Annotated in this window: 15 protein-coding genes; 9 read left to right on the top strand and 6 right to left on the bottom strand. The window is 71.4% G+C overall.

The features are described 5' to 3' along the window. Positions 1–73: 73 nt before the first annotated feature. The 6 genes from pyrH (at position 74) to ASE25_RS08265 (ending at position 5,974) form a co-directional block, all read left to right on the top strand. Positions 74–802 (top strand): UMP kinase, encoded by a 729-nt coding sequence (pyrH, locus tag ASE25_RS08240; RefSeq protein ID WP_056770006.1) that lies wholly within the window; start codon positions 74–76, stop codon positions 800–802. 124 nt (positions 803–926) lie between these two features. Continuing rightward, positions 927–1,484 (top strand): ribosome recycling factor, encoded by a 558-nt coding sequence (gene frr / locus ASE25_RS08245; protein ID WP_056753911.1) that lies wholly within the window; start codon positions 927–929, stop codon positions 1,482–1,484. Between the two features lie 16 nt (positions 1,485–1,500). Next, entirely contained in the window at positions 1,501–2,469 is a 969-nt protein-coding gene (locus tag ASE25_RS08250; protein ID WP_056770004.1) for a phosphatidate cytidylyltransferase, read from the top strand. 4 nt (positions 2,470–2,473) lie between these two features. Continuing rightward, positions 2,474–3,304 carry an SDR family NAD(P)-dependent oxidoreductase gene (locus tag ASE25_RS08255; protein WP_235508604.1) on the top strand — a complete coding sequence of 277 codons (831 nt, stop codon included), beginning with the start codon at positions 2,474–2,476 and terminating at the stop codon, positions 3,302–3,304. Positions 3,305–3,441: 137 nt separating this feature from the next. Then, on the top strand, positions 3,442–4,677 hold the full coding sequence (gene rlmN, locus ASE25_RS08260; RefSeq protein ID WP_082622763.1) for a 23S rRNA (adenine(2503)-C(2))-methyltransferase RlmN: 1,236 nt from the start codon (positions 3,442–3,444) through the stop codon (positions 4,675–4,677). Between the two features lie 148 nt (positions 4,678–4,825). Next, positions 4,826–5,974 (top strand): N(5)-(carboxyethyl)ornithine synthase, encoded by a 1,149-nt coding sequence (locus ASE25_RS08265; protein WP_056770001.1) that lies wholly within the window; start codon positions 4,826–4,828, stop codon positions 5,972–5,974. A 61-nt stretch (positions 5,975–6,035) separates the two neighbouring features. Here ASE25_RS08265 and ASE25_RS08270 read toward each other — a convergent pair whose 3' ends face one another. Further along, positions 6,036–7,043, bottom strand: a complete 1,008-nt coding sequence (locus ASE25_RS08270; protein ID WP_056824649.1) for a GlxA family transcriptional regulator — start codon at positions 7,041–7,043, stop codon at positions 6,036–6,038. 71 nt (positions 7,044–7,114) lie between these two features. Between ASE25_RS08270 and ASE25_RS08275 the strand changes: the two genes are divergently transcribed. Together ASE25_RS08275 and ASE25_RS08280 are read left to right on the top strand one after the other, a co-directional pair. After that, positions 7,115–8,488 (top strand): MFS transporter, encoded by a 1,374-nt coding sequence (locus ASE25_RS08275; RefSeq protein WP_056824650.1) that lies wholly within the window; start codon positions 7,115–7,117, stop codon positions 8,486–8,488. A 4-nt stretch (positions 8,489–8,492) separates the two neighbouring features. Further along, on the top strand, positions 8,493–10,406 hold the full coding sequence (locus ASE25_RS08280; RefSeq protein WP_056825661.1) for a propionyl-CoA synthetase: 1,914 nt from the start codon (positions 8,493–8,495) through the stop codon (positions 10,404–10,406). Positions 10,407–10,509: 103 nt separating this feature from the next. Here ASE25_RS08280 and ASE25_RS08285 read toward each other — a convergent pair whose 3' ends face one another. After that, on the bottom strand, positions 10,510–11,625 hold the full coding sequence (locus ASE25_RS08285; protein ID WP_056824655.1) for an LOG family protein: 1,116 nt from the start codon (positions 11,623–11,625) through the stop codon (positions 10,510–10,512). An 82-nt stretch (positions 11,626–11,707) separates the two neighbouring features. Between ASE25_RS08285 and ASE25_RS08290 the strand changes: the two genes are divergently transcribed. Continuing rightward, positions 11,708–12,646, top strand: a complete 939-nt coding sequence (locus tag ASE25_RS08290; RefSeq protein WP_056825663.1) for an AEC family transporter — start codon at positions 11,708–11,710, stop codon at positions 12,644–12,646. An 80-nt stretch (positions 12,647–12,726) separates the two neighbouring features. Here the strand turns inward: ASE25_RS08290 and ASE25_RS08295 are convergent, their stop codons facing one another. The 4 genes from ASE25_RS08295 to ASE25_RS08310 form a co-directional block, all read right to left on the bottom strand. Beyond that, complete coding sequence (locus ASE25_RS08295; protein WP_056824658.1) at positions 12,727–13,098, bottom strand: VOC family protein; 372 nt, start codon at positions 13,096–13,098, stop codon at positions 12,727–12,729. 184 nt (positions 13,099–13,282) lie between these two features. Next, positions 13,283–13,975, bottom strand: a complete 693-nt coding sequence (locus ASE25_RS08300) for a hypothetical protein (RefSeq protein ID WP_056824661.1) — start codon at positions 13,973–13,975, stop codon at positions 13,283–13,285. Between the two features lie 180 nt (positions 13,976–14,155). After that, on the bottom strand, positions 14,156–15,595 hold the full coding sequence (locus ASE25_RS08305) for an aspartate aminotransferase family protein (RefSeq protein ID WP_200959024.1): 1,440 nt from the start codon (positions 15,593–15,595) through the stop codon (positions 14,156–14,158). After that, positions 15,592–16,095 (bottom strand): Lrp/AsnC family transcriptional regulator, encoded by a 504-nt coding sequence (locus ASE25_RS08310; RefSeq protein WP_020142725.1) that lies wholly within the window; start codon positions 16,093–16,095, stop codon positions 15,592–15,594. The genes ASE25_RS08305 and ASE25_RS08310 overlap by 4 nt, the downstream gene beginning before the upstream one ends. Between the last annotated feature and the right edge of the window lie 14 nt (positions 16,096–16,109).

Here is a 16,109-nt window from a genome sequence, read left to right on the forward strand (position 1 = left end):
TGCGGCCGATGTCCGCCGGATGTGGAAAGATCGACCGACCGCCGGAACGCTGCCCACGAGGAGGCCCTGCGCCATGACCGACGCCCAGACAACCCCCTTCCACCGGGTCCTTCTCAAGCTCTCCGGTGAGGTGTTCGGGGGCGGGAGCATCGGCCTCGACCCGGCCGTCGTCTCCGGCATCGCCAAGCAGATCGCCGACGCCGTGCGCGGGGGCGTCGAGGTCGCCGTCGTCATCGGCGGCGGCAACTTCTTCCGCGGCGCCGAGCTCCAGCAGCGCGGCATGGACCGCACGCGTGCCGACTACATGGGCATGCTCGGCACCGTCATGAACTGCCTCGCCCTGCAGGACTTCCTCGAGAAGGAGGGCATCGAGACGCGGGTGCAGTCCGCGATCGCCATGCAGCAGGTCGCCGAGCCGTACATCCCGCGCCGGGCCATCCGCCACCTCGAGAAGCACCGCGTCGTCATCTTCGGCGCCGGCGCCGGCATGCCGTTCTTCTCCACCGACACGGTCAGCGCCCAGCGCGCCCTCGAGATCAAGTGCGACGCCGTGCTCATCGCCAAGAACGGCGTCGACGGTGTCTACGACGCCGACCCGCGTACCAACCCCGACGCCAAGAAGCTCGAGACAGTCACGTTCCAGGACGCCATCGTCGAGGGGCTCAAGGTCGTCGACGCGGCGGCCTTCAGCCTCTGCATGGAGAACAAGCTGCCCATGGTCGTCTTCGGCATGGAAGGCGCGGGCAACATCACGCGCGCCCTGCTCGGTGAGAAGATCGGCACGCTGGTCACCAACGCCTGAGCGCCACGGCACCTGCCGCGCGCGAGCACGACCACCGCGAAGCACCCGAACCACCTGTCACCCTGCACCACCCCTGCAGCACCCCCGCAGCACCCCACGAACGAGGGACGAGGAAGCCAGAGCCATGATCGAAGAGACGATGTTCGAGGCCGAGGAGAAGATGGACAAGGCCGTCGAGGTCCTCAAGGAGGACTTCGCGGGCATCCGCACCGGGCGCGCCAACCCGGGCCTGTTCAACAAGCTCACGGTCGAGTACTACGGCGCGCCGACCCCGCTGCAGCAGCTCGCCTCGTTCCAGAACCCCGAGCCCCGCACGATCCTCGTCATCCCGTTCGACAAGTCGGCGATGCACGAGATCGAGCGCGCCATCCGCGACTCCGACCTCGGCGTCAACCCGAGCAGCGACGGCAACCAGATCCGCTGCGTCATGCCGGAGCTGACCGAGGAGCGCCGCCGCGAGTACATCAAGCTCGCCAACCACAAGGCCGAAGAGGCACGGGTCTCGGTGCGCAACATCCGTCGCAAGGCCAAGACCGACCTCGACAAGCTCGTCAAGGACGGCGAGGTGGGCGAGGACGACGGGTCGCGTGCCGAGAAGGAGCTCGACGGCCTGACCAAGAAGCACACCGACCTCGTCGAAGGACTCGTCAAGGCCAAGGAGGCCGAGCTGCTCGAGGTGTGACCTCGATGCTCGACCGATGATGACGACTGACTCCCCGTCGGACCCCGTGGACCCCGCACCCGCGGCCCAGGCCGGCGACGGCGGGGCCGGGCCGCTCGAGCCCGTCCCCTACGACCCTGCGCTCGACGAGCTCGCCGGCCTCCCCGCCGAGGAGGTCATCGAGCAGAAGCAGAGCCGCGCGGGACGCAACCTGCCCGCGGCCATCGGGGTGGGTGTCGGCCTCGGAGCGCTCATCGTCGCGACCCTGCTCATCCGCAAGGAGTCGTTCATCGTCCTCGTCGCGCTCGCCGTGGCCGTGGGCATCTGGGAGCTGCGGGCGGCCCTGCGGCACGCAGCGGTCCGGGCTCCGCTCGTCCCACCGGTCGTGGGCATGGTCGTCATGCTGTGGGCGGCCTTCGTCCACGGGCCTGCCGGTCTCGTCGTGGCCTGGTCGCTGACGTGCCTCGCCGTCGTGCTCTGGCGCGGCACCGGCCGCCTCGACGGAGCCGGGCGCGACGTCCTCGGCGGCATCTTCATCGCCACCTATCCGACCTTCCTCGTCGGCTTCGCCATCCTCCTGCTCGCACCCGAGGACGGCGTCGCTCGTCTCTTCGTCTTCCTCATCACGACCGTGTGCAGCGACGTCGGCGGGTACGCCGCGGGCGTCCTCTTCGGCAAGCACCCCATGGCGCCCACCATCAGCCCCAAGAAGTCGTGGGAGGGCTTCGCGGGCTCGGTGCTGCTGTGCGTCGTCGCCGGCTCGCTCACCGTCCACTTCCTGCTCGACCACTCGTGGGTCATCGGGATCGCGCTGGGTGTCGGGGTGGCCGTCGCTGCGACGGTCGGCGACCTCATGGAGTCGCTCATCAAGCGGGACCTCGGCATCAAGGACATGTCCAACGTCCTTCCCGGTCACGGCGGTGTCATGGACCGGCTCGACTCGCTCGTCGTCGTGGCCCCCATCGTCTGGGCCGTGCTGACGCTCCTCGCCGCCAAGCCGGGCTGACCGGGTGGTCGCGGAGCGGGTGGCCGCGGACCGGGCGTCCGGCTCCGAGGCCGTGCCTTTCGACCAGACCGGCCGGGTCGTGCTCGTGACGGGTGCCGGAAGCGCGAGCGGCATCGGCTTCGCCACCGCACGGATGCTCGGTCGGCTCGGTGCCGCCGTCGTCGTCGCGGCCACGACCGACCGGGTGCACGAGCGCGTCGCCGAGCTCCGTCGCGACGGCGTGACGGCCAGTGGCCACGTCGGCGACCTGACCCGGGAGCTCGAGGCCGGAGCGCTCGTGGCCGCCTGCCTCGCGGAGCACGCTCGCCTCGACGTCGTCGTCAACAACGCCGGCATGACGAGCGCTGCCGACCCCGACCCGCTCGGCGGAGACCTGGGGTCCACCGACCCGTCGCGCTGGCGAGGCTCGCTCGCCCGCAACCTCGACACCGCCTATCTCGTGAGCCGGGCGGCCCTGCCGCACCTTCGGGTGTCCGGGGCAGGCCGGCTCGTGCTCGTGAGCAGCGTCACCGGCGGCGTCATGGCGATGCGGGGCGAGGTCGCCTACGCCACGGCCAAGGCCGCGCTCGTCGGGCTCGCCCGGGCCCTCGCGGTCGACGAGGGCCCGCACGGCACCACGGTCAACGCCGTCGCCCCGGGCTGGGTCGCCACCGGCTCCCAGACCGACGAGGAGGCGCGCGACGGGCGGGCCACACCGCTCGGTCGCTCAGGCAGCGCCGACGAGGTGGCCGCGGCCATCGCCTTCCTCGCCAGCCGTGAGGCGTCCTACGTCACGGGCCAGGTACTCGTCGTCGACGGCGGCAACGCGGTCAGCGAGCAGCGCGCGCAGGCGTGACCCTTCGAGACCGCGGACGTGACCCAGGCGTGACCCTGGGCGTGGGCACCGGCGGCGGGAGGGCGGCATACGCCCTCGGTGCCGGCCACGGCGCCCGGCCGACCCGTTTTGACTCCACCTGAGAGACTGGAGGGGAGATGATCGACACCCCAGCCCCCGCCTCCGAGTCCGCCTCCGAGTCCGCTACTGAGCCCGCGTCCGTGCCGGCGCCCGTCGTGCTGCCCGAGCCGACGACCGCCCGCCCCGTGCCGGGGCAGCTGACCTTCCAGGCGCCCCGTCGCGGCAAACCGCCGCGGCACCTCGCCGACTTCACGCCGGCCGAGCGCAAAGAGGCCGTGGAGTCGTTGGGGCACAAGGGTTTCCGGGCCAAGCAGCTCTCGACCCACTATTTCGAGCGGCTCGAGGACGACCCCGAGCAGATGACCGACCTGCCGAAGGCCGTGCGGTCCGAGCTCGTCGCAGGCCTGCTCCCGACGCTGCTGACGCCGATCGTCCAGCGCGTCGCCGACGACGGCCAGACGATGAAGTACGCGTGGCGGCTGCACGACGGCGCGATCGTCGAGTCCGTGCTGATGCGCTACCCCAAGCGCGTCACCATCTGCATCTCGAGCCAGGCCGGCTGCGGCATGAACTGCCCGTTCTGCGCGACCGGCCAGGCCGGCCTGACCCGCAACATGTCCGCCGGCGAGATCGTCGAGCAGGTCGTCTGGGCGGCCCGGGCGCTGCGACGGGGTGAGCTCGCCGGGGGCGGTGACGACGACCGCGAGGCGCCGCTGCGCGTCAGCAACGTCGTCTTCATGGGCATGGGCGAGGCCCTCGCCAACTACAAGGCGTCCATCGGTGCGATCCGCCGGCTCACCGACCCCGCGCCCGACGGCCTCGGCATGTCGGCCCGCGGCATCACGATGTCGACGGTCGGGCTCGTCCCCGGCATCGACAAGCTGACGGCCGAGGGCATCCCGGTGACCCTCGCCCTCTCCCTGCACGCCCCGGACGACGAGCTGCGCAACGAGCTCGTGCCGATCAACACCCGGTGGTCCGTCGACGAGGCGCTCGACGCCGCCTACCGCTACTTCGAGGCGACCGGCCGTCGCGTGTCCATCGAGTACGCCCTGATCCGCGACATCAACGACCAGGGCTGGCGCGCCGACCTGCTCGGCGAGAAGCTCAACCGGCGGGGCCGGGGGTGGGTGCACGTCAACCCGATCCCGCTCAACCCGACGCCCGGCTCGAAGTGGACCGCGAGCCGGCCCGGCGTCGAGCAGAACTTCGTCGAGCGCCTGCGTGCCCACGGCATCCCGACGACGATCCGCGACACCCGTGGCCAGGACATCGACGGGGCCTGCGGCCAGCTCGCCGCGTCGACCGCCTGACCCGTCGACTCGACGACGTGACGGGGCCTGCGGCCGGCTCGGCGCGTCAACCGGCTCACCCGCGTACGCTGGCGGGGTCGTGCCCGGCTCGGGCACTGGTGACGAGTCGCCGGGCAGAGCACGGGGCGGCCCACCAGGAGGTCCTCGCATGGTCCAGCTCAGCCTCGGCGTCATGGCCCGGTCCCTCAAGGAGAACGAGCACCGGCTGCCACTGCACCCCAAGCACGTCGACCGCATCCCCGAGGAGCTGCGCGAGCGGATCTTCCTCGAGACCGGCTACGGCGATCGACACGGCGTGTCCGACGACCAGCTCGAGCGCTACGTCGGCGGGTTCCTCAGCCGCGAGGAGCTCGTCGCGCAGTGCGACGTCATCCTCGCGCCGAAGCCCCTGCTCAGTGACATCTCGGCCCTGCGGGTCGGGCAGGTGCTCTGGGGCTGGCCGCACTGCGTGCAGGACGCCGAGCTGACGCAGGTCGCCATCGACCGGAAGCTGACGCTCATCGCCTTCGAGGCGATGAACCACTGGAACAAGGACGGCTCGTTCAGCCTCCACGTCTTCCACAAGAACAACGAGCTCGCCGGCTACTGCTCGGTGCTCCACGCCCTCCAGATCGCGGGGATCACCGGTGACTACGGTCCCCAGCGCCGTGCGGTCGTCATCGGGTTCGGCGCCACGGCCCGCGGGGCGGTCACCGCGCTCAACGCGCTCGGGATCGGCGACGTCGACGTGCTGACCCACCGCCAGAAGGCGGCTGTCGCCTCGCCGATCCACTCGGCCCGGATCGTGCACTTCGACACCGACGACACGACGGCGCGCGTCAGCCACGCGGTCACCGAGGACGGCCCGGTGGCCCTCGGGGAGTTCCTCGCCGAGCACGACATCGTCGTCAACTGCGTGCTCCAGGACACCGACGCCCCGATCACGTTCATGACGGACGACGACCTCAAGCGGATGACGCCGGGCAGCATCGTCATCGACGTGTCGTGCGACGAGGGCATGGGTTTCAGCTGGGCGAAGCCGACGACCTTCACCGACCCCACCTTCCTCGTCGGCGACCACGTGCTCTACTACGCCGTCGACCACAGCCCGTCCTACCTCTGGGACGCCGCCACGTGGGAGATCAGCGAGGCGCTGCTGCCCTTCCTGCCGACGGTCATGGGCGGGCCCGAGGCCTGGGACGCCAACTCGACCGTCCGGCGGGCGATCGAGATCCGGGACGGCGAGATCCAGAACCCGGCGATCCTGTCGTTCCAGGGCCGCTCGCCGAAGCACCCGCACCTGCCCCTCGCGACGTGACGAGGGGTCGTATGCCGGGTGCTGCGGCCCGCTCGGGCCCGGCCGGCGCGGGCGTGGCCGTTCAGGCCGGCTCCGCCCGGTAGGTGCGACGGTAGGCGAGGGGCGAGAGTCCCACGGCGGCCGCGAGGTGCTGGCGCAGCGAGGCGCTCGTGCCGAAGCCGGCCGCGGCGGCCACACGGTCGACGGGCAGGTCGGTCGTCTCGAGCAGGTGTCGGGCTCGGTCGACGCGAGCCCGCGCGAGCCACGTGCCCGCCGTCTCGCCCGTCTCCTCCCGGAAGCGGCGGGTGAACGTGCGCACGCTCGTCCCGGCGTGCCGGGCCAGGTCGGCCAGGCCGATCGGCTCGTCGAGGTGCTCGAGGGCCCACGTCCGTGTCGACCCGGTGCCCGCGTCGGACGCGTCGGGCACGGGTCGCTCGATGAACTGGGCCTGCCCGCCCGCCCGCCAGGGCGCGACGACGGCGCCACGCGCGACCCGGTTCGCGGCCTCGGTGCCGAGGTCGCTGCGCAGCACGTGGAGCAGCAGGTCGATGCCCGCGGCGTTGCCGGCGGAGGTGAGGACGTCGCCGTGGTCGACGTAGAGCACGTCGGGGTCGAGGTGGACGGTGGGGAAGTGGCGGCGGAAGAGGTCCTCGTAGACCCAGTGCGTCGTCGCCTCGCGGCCGTCGAGCTTGCCGAGGCCCGCGAGGACGAAGGCGCCCGTGCAGATCGAGAGCCACCGCGCGTCGGGGCGGGCCCTGCCGGCGAGCGCGACGAGGTCGGCGGGCAGCTCGCCCCGCGTGACGATGGGGGTGTTCGTGATGCCCGGAACGACGACCGTGTCAGCTTGCGCGACAATGGAGTTCGGGTGCGTCGGCAAAGCGGCATAGCCGGCCGACGTCATGACGGGTCCGTCGTCGAGCGTGCACATCGAGACCTCGTAGGGCGGGGGAGCGCCGGTGAGGCGGCCGGGCCAACCGGGGTCGAGGGCGCTCGCGCTGAAGAAGCGGTGTGGCAGCCCGAGCTCGAACGCCACGACGCCGTCGAGGGCGAGGACGGCCACGCGGTGCGGTCGCGGGAGAGCTGCGGTCATGGCCAGATCTTTGCACATCATGTCCTTCTGGCCACTCGTCGTGACGGACTCCGATCCCGCACAGTGGGTCCGTGAGCCTGACCGACCGCCGCGCCGACGTCCCCGACGACGCCACACCCGACCCTGCCGTCACTCCGGGCCGATCCGGCCACCGGATCCACCCGGCCTGGTGGGTCGCCGCCGTCACCTTCCTGACGATCATCGGCGCGGCCGGCTTCCGTTCGACGCCGGGCGTGCTCATGACGCCGCTCCACGAGGAGTTCGGCTGGCCGATGGGCGTCATCGGTGGCGCCGTGTCGGTCAACCTCGTCCTCTTCGGGCTCGCGGCACCGTTCTCGGCGGCCCTGATGGAGCGCCTCGGCATCCAGCGGGTCGTCGCCGTCGCCCTCGTGCTCGTCAGCGTCGGTTCCCTCCTGCCGATCTGGATGACGGCCTCGTGGCAGCTCGTCCTGTGCTGGGGGATCGTCGTCGGCCTCGGCACCGGCGCCATGGCGATGAGCCTCGTCGCGACCGTCACGGGGCGCTGGTTCGTCGAGCGACGCGGCCTCGTCACCGGCGTGCTCACGGCTGCGGGTGCCACGGGCCAGCTCATCTTCCTGCCCGTCCTCGCGTGGCTCGCCGAGAACCACGGCTGGCGCACCGCGGCGATCGTCACCTCGGCCGCCGCCCTGACCGTCGTCCCGCTCGTGCTCTGGAAGCTGCACGACCACCCGAGCGTCCTCGGCATCACGGCCTACGGCGCCCCGGCCGGCACCCCGGTCGGTCGTCCGCCTCGGCCGACGGGCCACCCGGCGCACCTGGCCCTCGCGACCCTGCGTGACGCGGCGCGCACCAAGGTGTTCTGGCTGCTCGCCGGCAGCTTCGCCGTCTGCGGTGCCTCGACGAACGGCCTCGTCGGCACGCACTTCATCCCGGCCGCCCACGACCACGGCATGCCGACGACGACCGCCGCAGGCCTCCTCGCCCTCGTCGGCGTCTTCGACATCGTCGGCACCGTCTTCTCCGGCTGGCTCACCGACCGGGTCGACCCACGGATCCTGCTCGCGGCCTACTACACGCTGCGCGGCGGCTCGCTCTTCCTGCTGCCGGCGCTCTTCAGCGACTCGATGCACGTCAACATGCTCGCGTTCGTCCTCTTCTACGGCCTCGACTGGGTCGCGACGGTGCCCCCGACGATCGCCCTGTGTCGCAGTGCGTACGGCGAGCGCGCGCCGATCGTCTTCGGCTGGGTCTTCGCCTCGCACCAGATCGGGGCCGCCGCAGCGGCCCTCGGGGCGGGTCTCGTCCGCGACCAGGTCGGCACCTACGACCTCGCCTGGTACGTCGCCGGCGCGCTGTGCCTCGTCGCCGCCGTGATGTGCGTCGCGATCACGACCGCTCGTCTGTCAGATGCGTCACCTCGGCGCACCGACTCTGGCGCGGCGGCGCCACCGGCGGCACAGTGAGGCCATGAGCGACGGCGCTTCGACGGCATACCACCGCATCCACGACGACAGCCTGCGCGACCCGGAAGGGTTCTGGCGTGCGGCCGCGGAAGGCATCGACTGGGTGACGCCGCCGACGCGCATCCTCGACGACTCGAGACCGCCGTTCTACCGGTGGTATCCCGACGCCGAGCTCAACGTCTGCTTCAACGCCGTCGACCGCCACGTGGTCGCGGGGCGCGGCGAGCAGCCCGCGATCCACTACGACTCGCCGGTGACGGGCACGAAGAGCACGCTGACGTATGCCGTCCTGCTCGAGCGGGTGCGCGCGGTGGCCGGTGGGCTGCGTGGGCTCGGCGTCGGCAAGGGCGACCGGGTCGTCATCTACATGCCGATGGTCCCCGAGGCCGTCATCGCGATGCTCGCGTGCGCCCGCATCGGTGCCATCCACTCCGTCGTCTTCGGCGGCTTCGCCCCGCAGGAGCTCGCCGCGCGCATCGACGACGCCGCGCCGAAGGTCGTGCTGTCGGCGTCGTGCGGCGTCGAGCCGAGCCGCGTCGTGCCCTACAAGCCGTTCCTCGACGAGGCCATCCGCCGCTCTGCGCACCAGCCCGAGCGCTGCGTCGTGCTCCAGCGCGAGCAGCTCGTCGCCGAGCTCGGCGAGCGCGACATCGACTGGGCCGACTTCGAGTCCGGCGACGCGGCCAGCGAGGGCAGCGAGTGCGTCACGGTCGCAGCCACCGACCCGCTCTACATCCTCTACACGTCCGGGACGACGGGGAAGCCGAAGGGCATCTACCGCGACTGCGGTGGCTATGCGGTGGCCCTGCGGTGGTCGATGGCCAACCTCTACGACGTCGCCCCGGGCGAGACGATGTTCACCGCGAGCGACGTCGGTTGGGTCGTCGGGCACTCCTACATCGTCTACGCGCCCCTGCTGACGGGCGCCACGACGGTGCTCTACGAGGGCAAGCCCGTGGGGACCCCCGACGCCGGTGCGTTCTGGCGGGTCATCGCGGAGTACGGCGCCGTCTGCATGTTCACCGCGCCGACGGCCTTCCGCGCCATCAAGAAGGACGACTCGACGGCGTCCAAGGTCGCCGAGCACGACCTCTCCCGCTTCCGCGCCCTCTTCCTCGCCGGAGAGCGGCTCGACCCCGACACGTACGAGTGGGCCTCCGCCGCGCTCGGCAAGCCGGTCATCGACAACTGGTGGCAGACCGAGACTGGGTGGCCGATCGCCAGCAACCCCGTGGGGATCGGGCTGCTGCCGGTCAAGGCCGGCTCGCCCACGGTCGCCGTGCCGGGCTACGACGTGCGGGTGCTCGACGCGACGGGCGAGCAGGTCGAGGCCGGCACCGAGGGTGCCATCTGCATCAAGCTGCCCATGCCGCCCGGCACGCTGCCGACGCTGTGGGGCGACGACGACCGCTACGTCAGCTCCTACCTGTCGGCCTATCCCGGCTACTACCTCACCGGAGACGGCGGCTACCTCGACGAGGACGGCTACCTCTACGTCATGGGTCGGACCGACGACGTCCTCAACGTCGCCGGCCACCGCCTCTCGACCGGGTCGCTCGAGGCGGCCCTCGCCGGCCACGAGGCGGTCGCCGAGTGTGCCGTGATCGGCGTCCACGACGACCTCAAGGGACAGGTGCCGCGCGCGCTCGTCGTCCTGAAGTCGGGCGTCGACGCCGAGGCCGACGGTGACCGGATCAAGCGCGAGCTCGTCGCCCGGGTGCGGTCGGAGGTCGGGGCCGTGGCAGCCCTGCACCAGGTCGACATCGTCGCCGGCCTGCCCAAGACGCGGTCGGGCAAGATCCTGCGCAAGACGATGCGTGAGCTGGCCGACGGCAGGGCGCCGGCCGTGCCCGCGACGATCGAGGACGCCTCGGTCCTCGAGACCCTGACCCCCGTCCTGCGCGGCCCATCGTCCTGAGGCCCCTCCTGCACCGAACGCAGCGTTCGGTCTCGAGCTCACTGTTCCAACAGCGCGTTCGGCACCGAACGCTGCGTTCGGTCAGGGAGCCGAGGCTAGGGAGTCAGGGAGCTGGGGTTTCCAGGAGGGGGAGGACCTCGTCGACGGAGTCGACGAGGTGGACCGCCGCCTCCATCGGGCGACCGGCGGCGATGGCGTGCAGGGCCGGCCAGACGGGCACGCGCTCGGTCCAGTGCTCGCGCCCGACGAGGACGAGGGGAGGCAGGGGAGCGCCCTCGGGGGCGTAGTAGAGCGGCGTCACGGCCTGGAAGATCTCCTGCACCGTGCCGGCCGCACCGTCGAGCACGACGATGCCGCCGTTCGACCGGGCGAGCAGCCCCTCCTCGCGGATCGCGTTGGAGAAGTACTTCGCGATGACGTCGCAGAAGACGTTGGGCGGCTCGTGACCGTAGAACCACGTCGGGATGCCGAGCGACCGGGCCGACGGGCCCAGCGTCTCCGACGGCGCCTGGAGCTCGTCCCCGACGATGTCGTGCCGTGCGGCGAGCGCTGTCGTGGCCCACGCCGTCACGTCGGGCCGGAAGCCCGGGACGCTCGCAATGAGACCGACGGCCTCCTCGACGGCGGCTGCGCTCCGGCACAGCGCGCCGAGGTTGGCGGCCTCCATCGCTCCCGGACCGCCACCGGTCGCGACGAGGTGTCCCTCCTCGGCGAGCGCGTGCCCCAGCCCTGCAGCGCCGGCGTATGCCGCTGAGTCCCGTTGCAGCGCATGGCCGCCCATGATCCCGACGACCGATCGCCCCTGGACGAACTCGTCGAGCTCGTCCGTCACCGAGTCGTCGTGGATCGCGCGGACGAGGGTGGCGTACGCGTCGGTGCGCAGCCGCGCGTCGACGAACCACGCGTACGCCTTCGCGTCGGGCGTCGCCGCGTAGCCGTGCTCGAGACCGGCGTAGAGGTCGGTCGGGAAGTAGAGGCCGCGCCACGGGTCGACCGGGGCGTCGGCGATGCCGGGGAAGAGGATCGCGCCCCGGGTCAGCAGCATCTCGGCCACCCGGACCGGCACCGTGCCCCCGAGCACGACGAGGCCGGTCAGGTCTCCGCGGGCCGCCAGCCGGTCGCCGTAGCCGGTGAGGTCGAGGTCCTGGAGCCGCAGTCCGCGCAGCGGTCCGTCGGAGGCGAGGTGGTCGTCCAGCTCGTCGAGCGTCTCGATCTCCATGCGCCCCATCCTGCCCCGGCCGGGTGGCCGAGGAGCGGACCCGGGCGACGTCGCGTCGGCCGCGGCTGACAGGATCGGCGGCATGGTCGGCGTGCTCGAGGGATTCGCGACGATCGCGATCATCGTCGCGGTCGGCTGGCTCCTCGCCGACCGTCGGGTGCTCGACGACTCCGCCCAGGTCAACCTCTCGCGCCTCGCCTTCCACGTCGCCTCGCCGGCGCTGCTGCTCACGGTCATGCAGCGCACCTCGCTCGACGCCGTCCTGTCGGCCAACCTCGTCACGTCGCTCATCAGCTTTGCGATCGTCGTCGGGCTCTACCTGCTCATCGCCCGGTTCCGTTGGGCGGGAGGGACGCTCGGGTCACGGCTCATCGGCAGCCTCTCGGCGGCATACGTCAACGCGGGCAACCTCGGCATCCCGATCGCGCTCTACGTCCTCGGCGACGTCGCGTGGGTGGCGCCGACGCTGCTCATGCAGCTGCTCATCATCACACCGGTCTACATGGCGCTGTTCGACAGCGACGCCCGTGGCGAGCGCCCGACCCTCGGCCGCAGCCTGCGCCGGATGTTCAGCAACCCGATCACCCTCGGTGCGGTGGCGGGCCTGCTCATCGCCGTCTTCGACATCCACCTCCCACGCGTCATCGCGGCGCCCATCGACCTGCTCGGCGCGATGGCCGTGCCGTCGATGCTCGTCGCCTTCGGCATCTCGCTGCGGCGCGGACCGCGCCCGGCGACCGGGCGCACCGCCGAGCACGTGTGGACGATCGTCGTCCTCAAGACCCTCCTCATGCCGGCCATCGCGCTCGGCGTCGGCCTGGCGCTGGGGCTACGGGGCGAGGCGCTCTTCGCCGTCGTCGTGACGGCGGCCCTCCCGACGGCGCAGAACATCTTCACGTATGCCGTCCGCTACCGACGCGAGGTCAACCTCGCCCGTGACGTCATCTTCGTCAGCACCTTCGCATCGGTCCCGGTGATCCTCGGGATCGCCGCCCTCTTCCACTGGCTCGTCGGCGTCTGACCGCCCCCGGTCCCCGTCCAGCGAGCGCTCCGTCCCACCGGTGTCGGACGGAGCGCTCACTCGAGTGATGGTTGGGGGCGTCAGCCCCAGTTGGCGGCCTGGGTGAGGCAGAAGGGGTGACCGCTCGGGTCGAGCAGCACGCGCCACGTCTCGCCCGGCTGCTCGTCGGGCAGCGTCGCGCCGGCCGCCACGCACTCTGCGGCCGCCGCGTCGAGGTCGTCGACGGCGAGGTCGAGGTGGAACTGCTTGGTGCCGCGCTCGTTCGGCCACGCCGGCGGTTCGTGGTCGTCGACGAGTCCGAGGCCCAGGGCGACGCCACCGGGGCCGGTGAGCATGGCGTACTCGTCCTGCGCGTGCGCGACCTCCCAGCCGAGCACGGTCGACCAGAACGTGGCGTCGCGGCGCGCGTCCGAGCTGTCGAGGGTGAGCATCTTGAGGGCGGCGATGGCCATCGGGATCCTTTTCGTCGGTGACGGTGAGAGGTCAGCATCGCTCGTGCCGACCGTCTCCGTCTTGGACGAACCCGACACCGGGGCGTGTCGGCGCACAGACGCGCGGCGCCCGGTTCCGTTGCCACGAACGCGTCGTGGACCACGGGAACCGAACGCCGCGCGGCGATCCTGGCTACGGAGTGGGTCAGAACCCCCCGAAGTCCCCACCGCCGCCGAAGTCGCCACCACCGAAGTCGCCCCCGCCACCGAAGTCGCCGAAGTCCGAGCCGCCGCCGTCGCCGCCCGTGTCACCGCCGACATCGCCAGTGTCGCCTCCCGCGTCTCCTGCATCGCCGCTGTCGCCCGCGTCGGCGTTCGCGTCGCCGGCCTCCTGGGCCTCGGGCGAGGAGTCGTAGCCCCCGAGCATCATGTCGGCGAGCGCTGATCCGACGACGACACCCGCGATGGTGCCGAGCATCGAGCCCGCGATCATGCCGCCCATGCCCATGCCACCGCCCATGCCGCCTCGGCCCCCGCCGAAGGCGCCCTGGAGGTAGCCGGGACGGCTCATCTCGGCGCGGGTCGCGCTGCGGGCGAGGTCAGCCGGCTGGTCGCTGCGCGGGCGCTCACCCTCGGGGAGGTCCTCGTTGAGGCGCTGGAGGACCATCTGGCGCTGCTCGGGGGAGAGCTTGGCGAAGGCCTCGGTGTGCACCCTCTCGATGTCCTCCGGCGGCGCGGTGCGCAGCAGGTACTTGTAGCGGGCGATGGCCCGCTCGTCCTCGGACGACGCGCCTCCGCGCGGCGGCGGGACGGCATACGGCGCTCCCGTGGGCGGCTGCTGGGCCCGCTGCTGCTGCTGGAGGGGCTCACGGCCCAGGAGCTTGTCGAGGAATCCCATGTCTTCTCCTTCGTCGGCGGTGCGTCGGCGTCGCGCTCGTCGGATACCTACCCCAACGAACGGCACGGACCAGCGTTCCGGACGGTCCGAGTCCACACACGCACGAAGCCACCCGCGAACGGGTGGCTTCGTGGCCGGCGACACCCCCACGGCATACGCACGGAGTCGGGAAGGCTGGGGTCAGAGGTGGTTCTCGGCCTCCGTGAGCACCGAGCGCAGCCGCGACTCGATGTCGTCGAACTGCTCGGGGCCCATGATGAGCGGCGGCGCGAGCTGGATGACGGGGTCGCCGCGGTCGTCGGCGCGGCAGTAGAGGCCGGCGTCGAAGAGCGCCTTGGAGAGGAAGCCGCGCAGCAGCCGCTCGGACTCGGCGTCGTTGAACGTCTCCCGGGTGGCCTTGTCCTTGACGAGCTCGATGCCGTAGAAGTAGCCGGCGCCGCGGACGTCACCGACGAGGGGCAGGTCGAGCAGCTTGTCGAGCGTCGCCTTGAAGATCGGGGCGTTCTGCTTGACCCGGTCGTTGAGGCCCTCGCGCTCGAAGATGTCGAGGTTGGCCATCGCGACCGCGGCGGAGACCGGGTGGCCACCGAAGGTGTAGCCGTGCGGGAAGTAGGTCGTGCCCGTCTTGAACGGCTCGAAGAGCCGGTCGCTCGCGATCATCGCGCCGATGGGGGAGTAGCCGCTCGTCATGCCCTTGGCGCACGTGATGATGTCGGGCACGTAGCCGAAGTCGTCGCACGCGAACATCGAGCCGATGCGGCCGAAGCTGCAGATGACCTCGTCGGAGACGAGGAGCACGTCGTACTCGTCGCAGATCTCGCGGACCCGCTCGAAGTAGCCGGCGGGCGGCGGGAAGCAGCCACCGGAGTTCTGCACCGGCTCGAGGAAGACGGCTGCCACGGTGTCGGGGCCCTCGAACTCGATGGCCTCGGCGATGCGGTCGGCGGCCCAGCGGCCGAAGGCCTTCTCGTCACCCTGCAGGTGCTCGGGGGCGCGGTAGAGGTTGGTGTTCGGGACCTTGTGCGCACCGGGCACGAGCGGCTCGAACATCTCCTTGGCCGCGGGGATGCCGGTGATCGACAGGGCGCCCTGGGGGGTGCCGTGGTAGGCGACGGCGCGGGAGATGACCTTGTGCTTCGTCGGCTTGCCGGTCAGCTTGAAGTACTGCTTCGCGAGCTTCCAGGCGGTCTCGACGGCCTCGCCGCCACCCGTCGTGAAGAAGACCCGGTTGAGGTCGCCGGGGGCGTGGCTCGCGAGCCGCTCGGCGAGTTCGATCGCCTTGGGGTGCGCGTAGCTCCACAGCGGGAAGAACGCGAGCTCCTTGGCCTGCTTGGCGGCCGCCTCGGCGAGCTCCTCACGGCCGTGGCCGGCCTGGACGACGAAGAGGCCGGCGAGTCCGTCGATGTACTCGTTGCCGCGGTCGTCCCAGATCTTCCAGCCCTGGCCCTTGGTGATGATCGGCACGGTGTGGCCGAGGCCGCCCTCGGTGCGGTCCTCGAACACCGAGTGGCGCGTGAAGTGCATCCACAGGTGGTCGCGGGCGGCCTCGGAGTGGAGGGTGCCCATCGGCGTGCGGTGGTCCGAGGTGGGTTCCCAGACCTCGTTCGGGTTGATGCTCATCGTGTACCCCAGTTGTAGAGCTGTTTGTTGAGTTTCAGGTAGACGAACGTCTCGGTCGCCGTGACGCCCGGGAGCGGGCGGATGCGGGTCGTGAGCAGCTCGAGCAGGTGGGTGTCGTTCTCGCAGACGACCTCGGCCAGGACGTCGAAGCTCCCCGCCGTCGTGACGACGTAGGAGACCTCTTCCATGTCGGTCAGCGCGTCGGCGACCGACGTCATGTCTCCCGACACCCGCAGCCCGACCATCGCCTGGCGCTGGAAGCCGACCTGTAGCGGGTCCGTCACGGCGACGATCTGCATGACGTCGGCGTCGAGGAGTCGCTGCACACGCTGGCGCACCGCGGCCTCGGAGAGCCCGACCTCCTGGGCGATGGATGCGTAGGACTTGCGCCCGTCGTGCTGGAGGAGCTCGATGATGGTCTTGCTCACGTCGTCGAGATTGACCGAGGGTTTCTTGGCCCCGTTTCCCCCGGTGTTGGCCACACCTCGGATCGTCGTCATGGGGCGATACTGAC

Source organism: Terrabacter sp. Root85 (assembly GCF_001429185.1).
Lineage (GTDB): Bacteria > Actinomycetota > Actinomycetes > Actinomycetales > Dermatophilaceae > Terrabacter.

Bases quoted from the DNA above. Each gene is read 5' to 3' on its own strand.
- pyrH (WP_056770006.1), top strand. From the start codon at position 74: ATGACCGACGCCCAGACAACCCCCTTCCACCGGGTCCTTCTCAAGCTC.
- frr (WP_056753911.1), top strand. From the start codon at position 927: ATGATCGAAGAGACGATGTTCGAGGCCGAGGAGAAGATGGACAAGGCC.
- ASE25_RS08250 (WP_056770004.1), top strand. From the start codon at position 1,501: ATGATGACGACTGACTCCCCGTCGGACCCCGTGGACCCCGCACCCGCG.
- rlmN (WP_082622763.1), top strand. From the start codon at position 3,442: ATGATCGACACCCCAGCCCCCGCCTCCGAGTCCGCCTCCGAGTCCGCT.
- ASE25_RS08265 (WP_056770001.1), top strand. From the start codon at position 4,826: ATGGTCCAGCTCAGCCTCGGCGTCATGGCCCGGTCCCTCAAGGAGAAC.
- ASE25_RS08270 (WP_056824649.1), bottom strand. From the start codon at position 7,043: ATGACCGCAGCTCTCCCGCGACCGCACCGCGTGGCCGTCCTCGCCCTC.
- ASE25_RS08280 (WP_056825661.1), top strand. From the start codon at position 8,493: ATGAGCGACGGCGCTTCGACGGCATACCACCGCATCCACGACGACAGC.
- ASE25_RS08285 (WP_056824655.1), bottom strand. From the start codon at position 11,625: ATGGAGATCGAGACGCTCGACGAGCTGGACGACCACCTCGCCTCCGAC.
- ASE25_RS08290 (WP_056825663.1), top strand. From the start codon at position 11,708: ATGGTCGGCGTGCTCGAGGGATTCGCGACGATCGCGATCATCGTCGCG.
- ASE25_RS08295 (WP_056824658.1), bottom strand. From the start codon at position 13,098: ATGGCCATCGCCGCCCTCAAGATGCTCACCCTCGACAGCTCGGACGCG.
- ASE25_RS08300 (WP_056824661.1), bottom strand. From the start codon at position 13,975: ATGGGATTCCTCGACAAGCTCCTGGGCCGTGAGCCCCTCCAGCAGCAG.
- ASE25_RS08305 (WP_200959024.1), bottom strand. From the start codon at position 15,595: ATGAGCATCAACCCGAACGAGGTCTGGGAACCCACCTCGGACCACCGC.
- ASE25_RS08310 (WP_020142725.1), bottom strand. From the start codon at position 16,095: ATGACGACGATCCGAGGTGTGGCCAACACCGGGGGAAACGGGGCCAAG.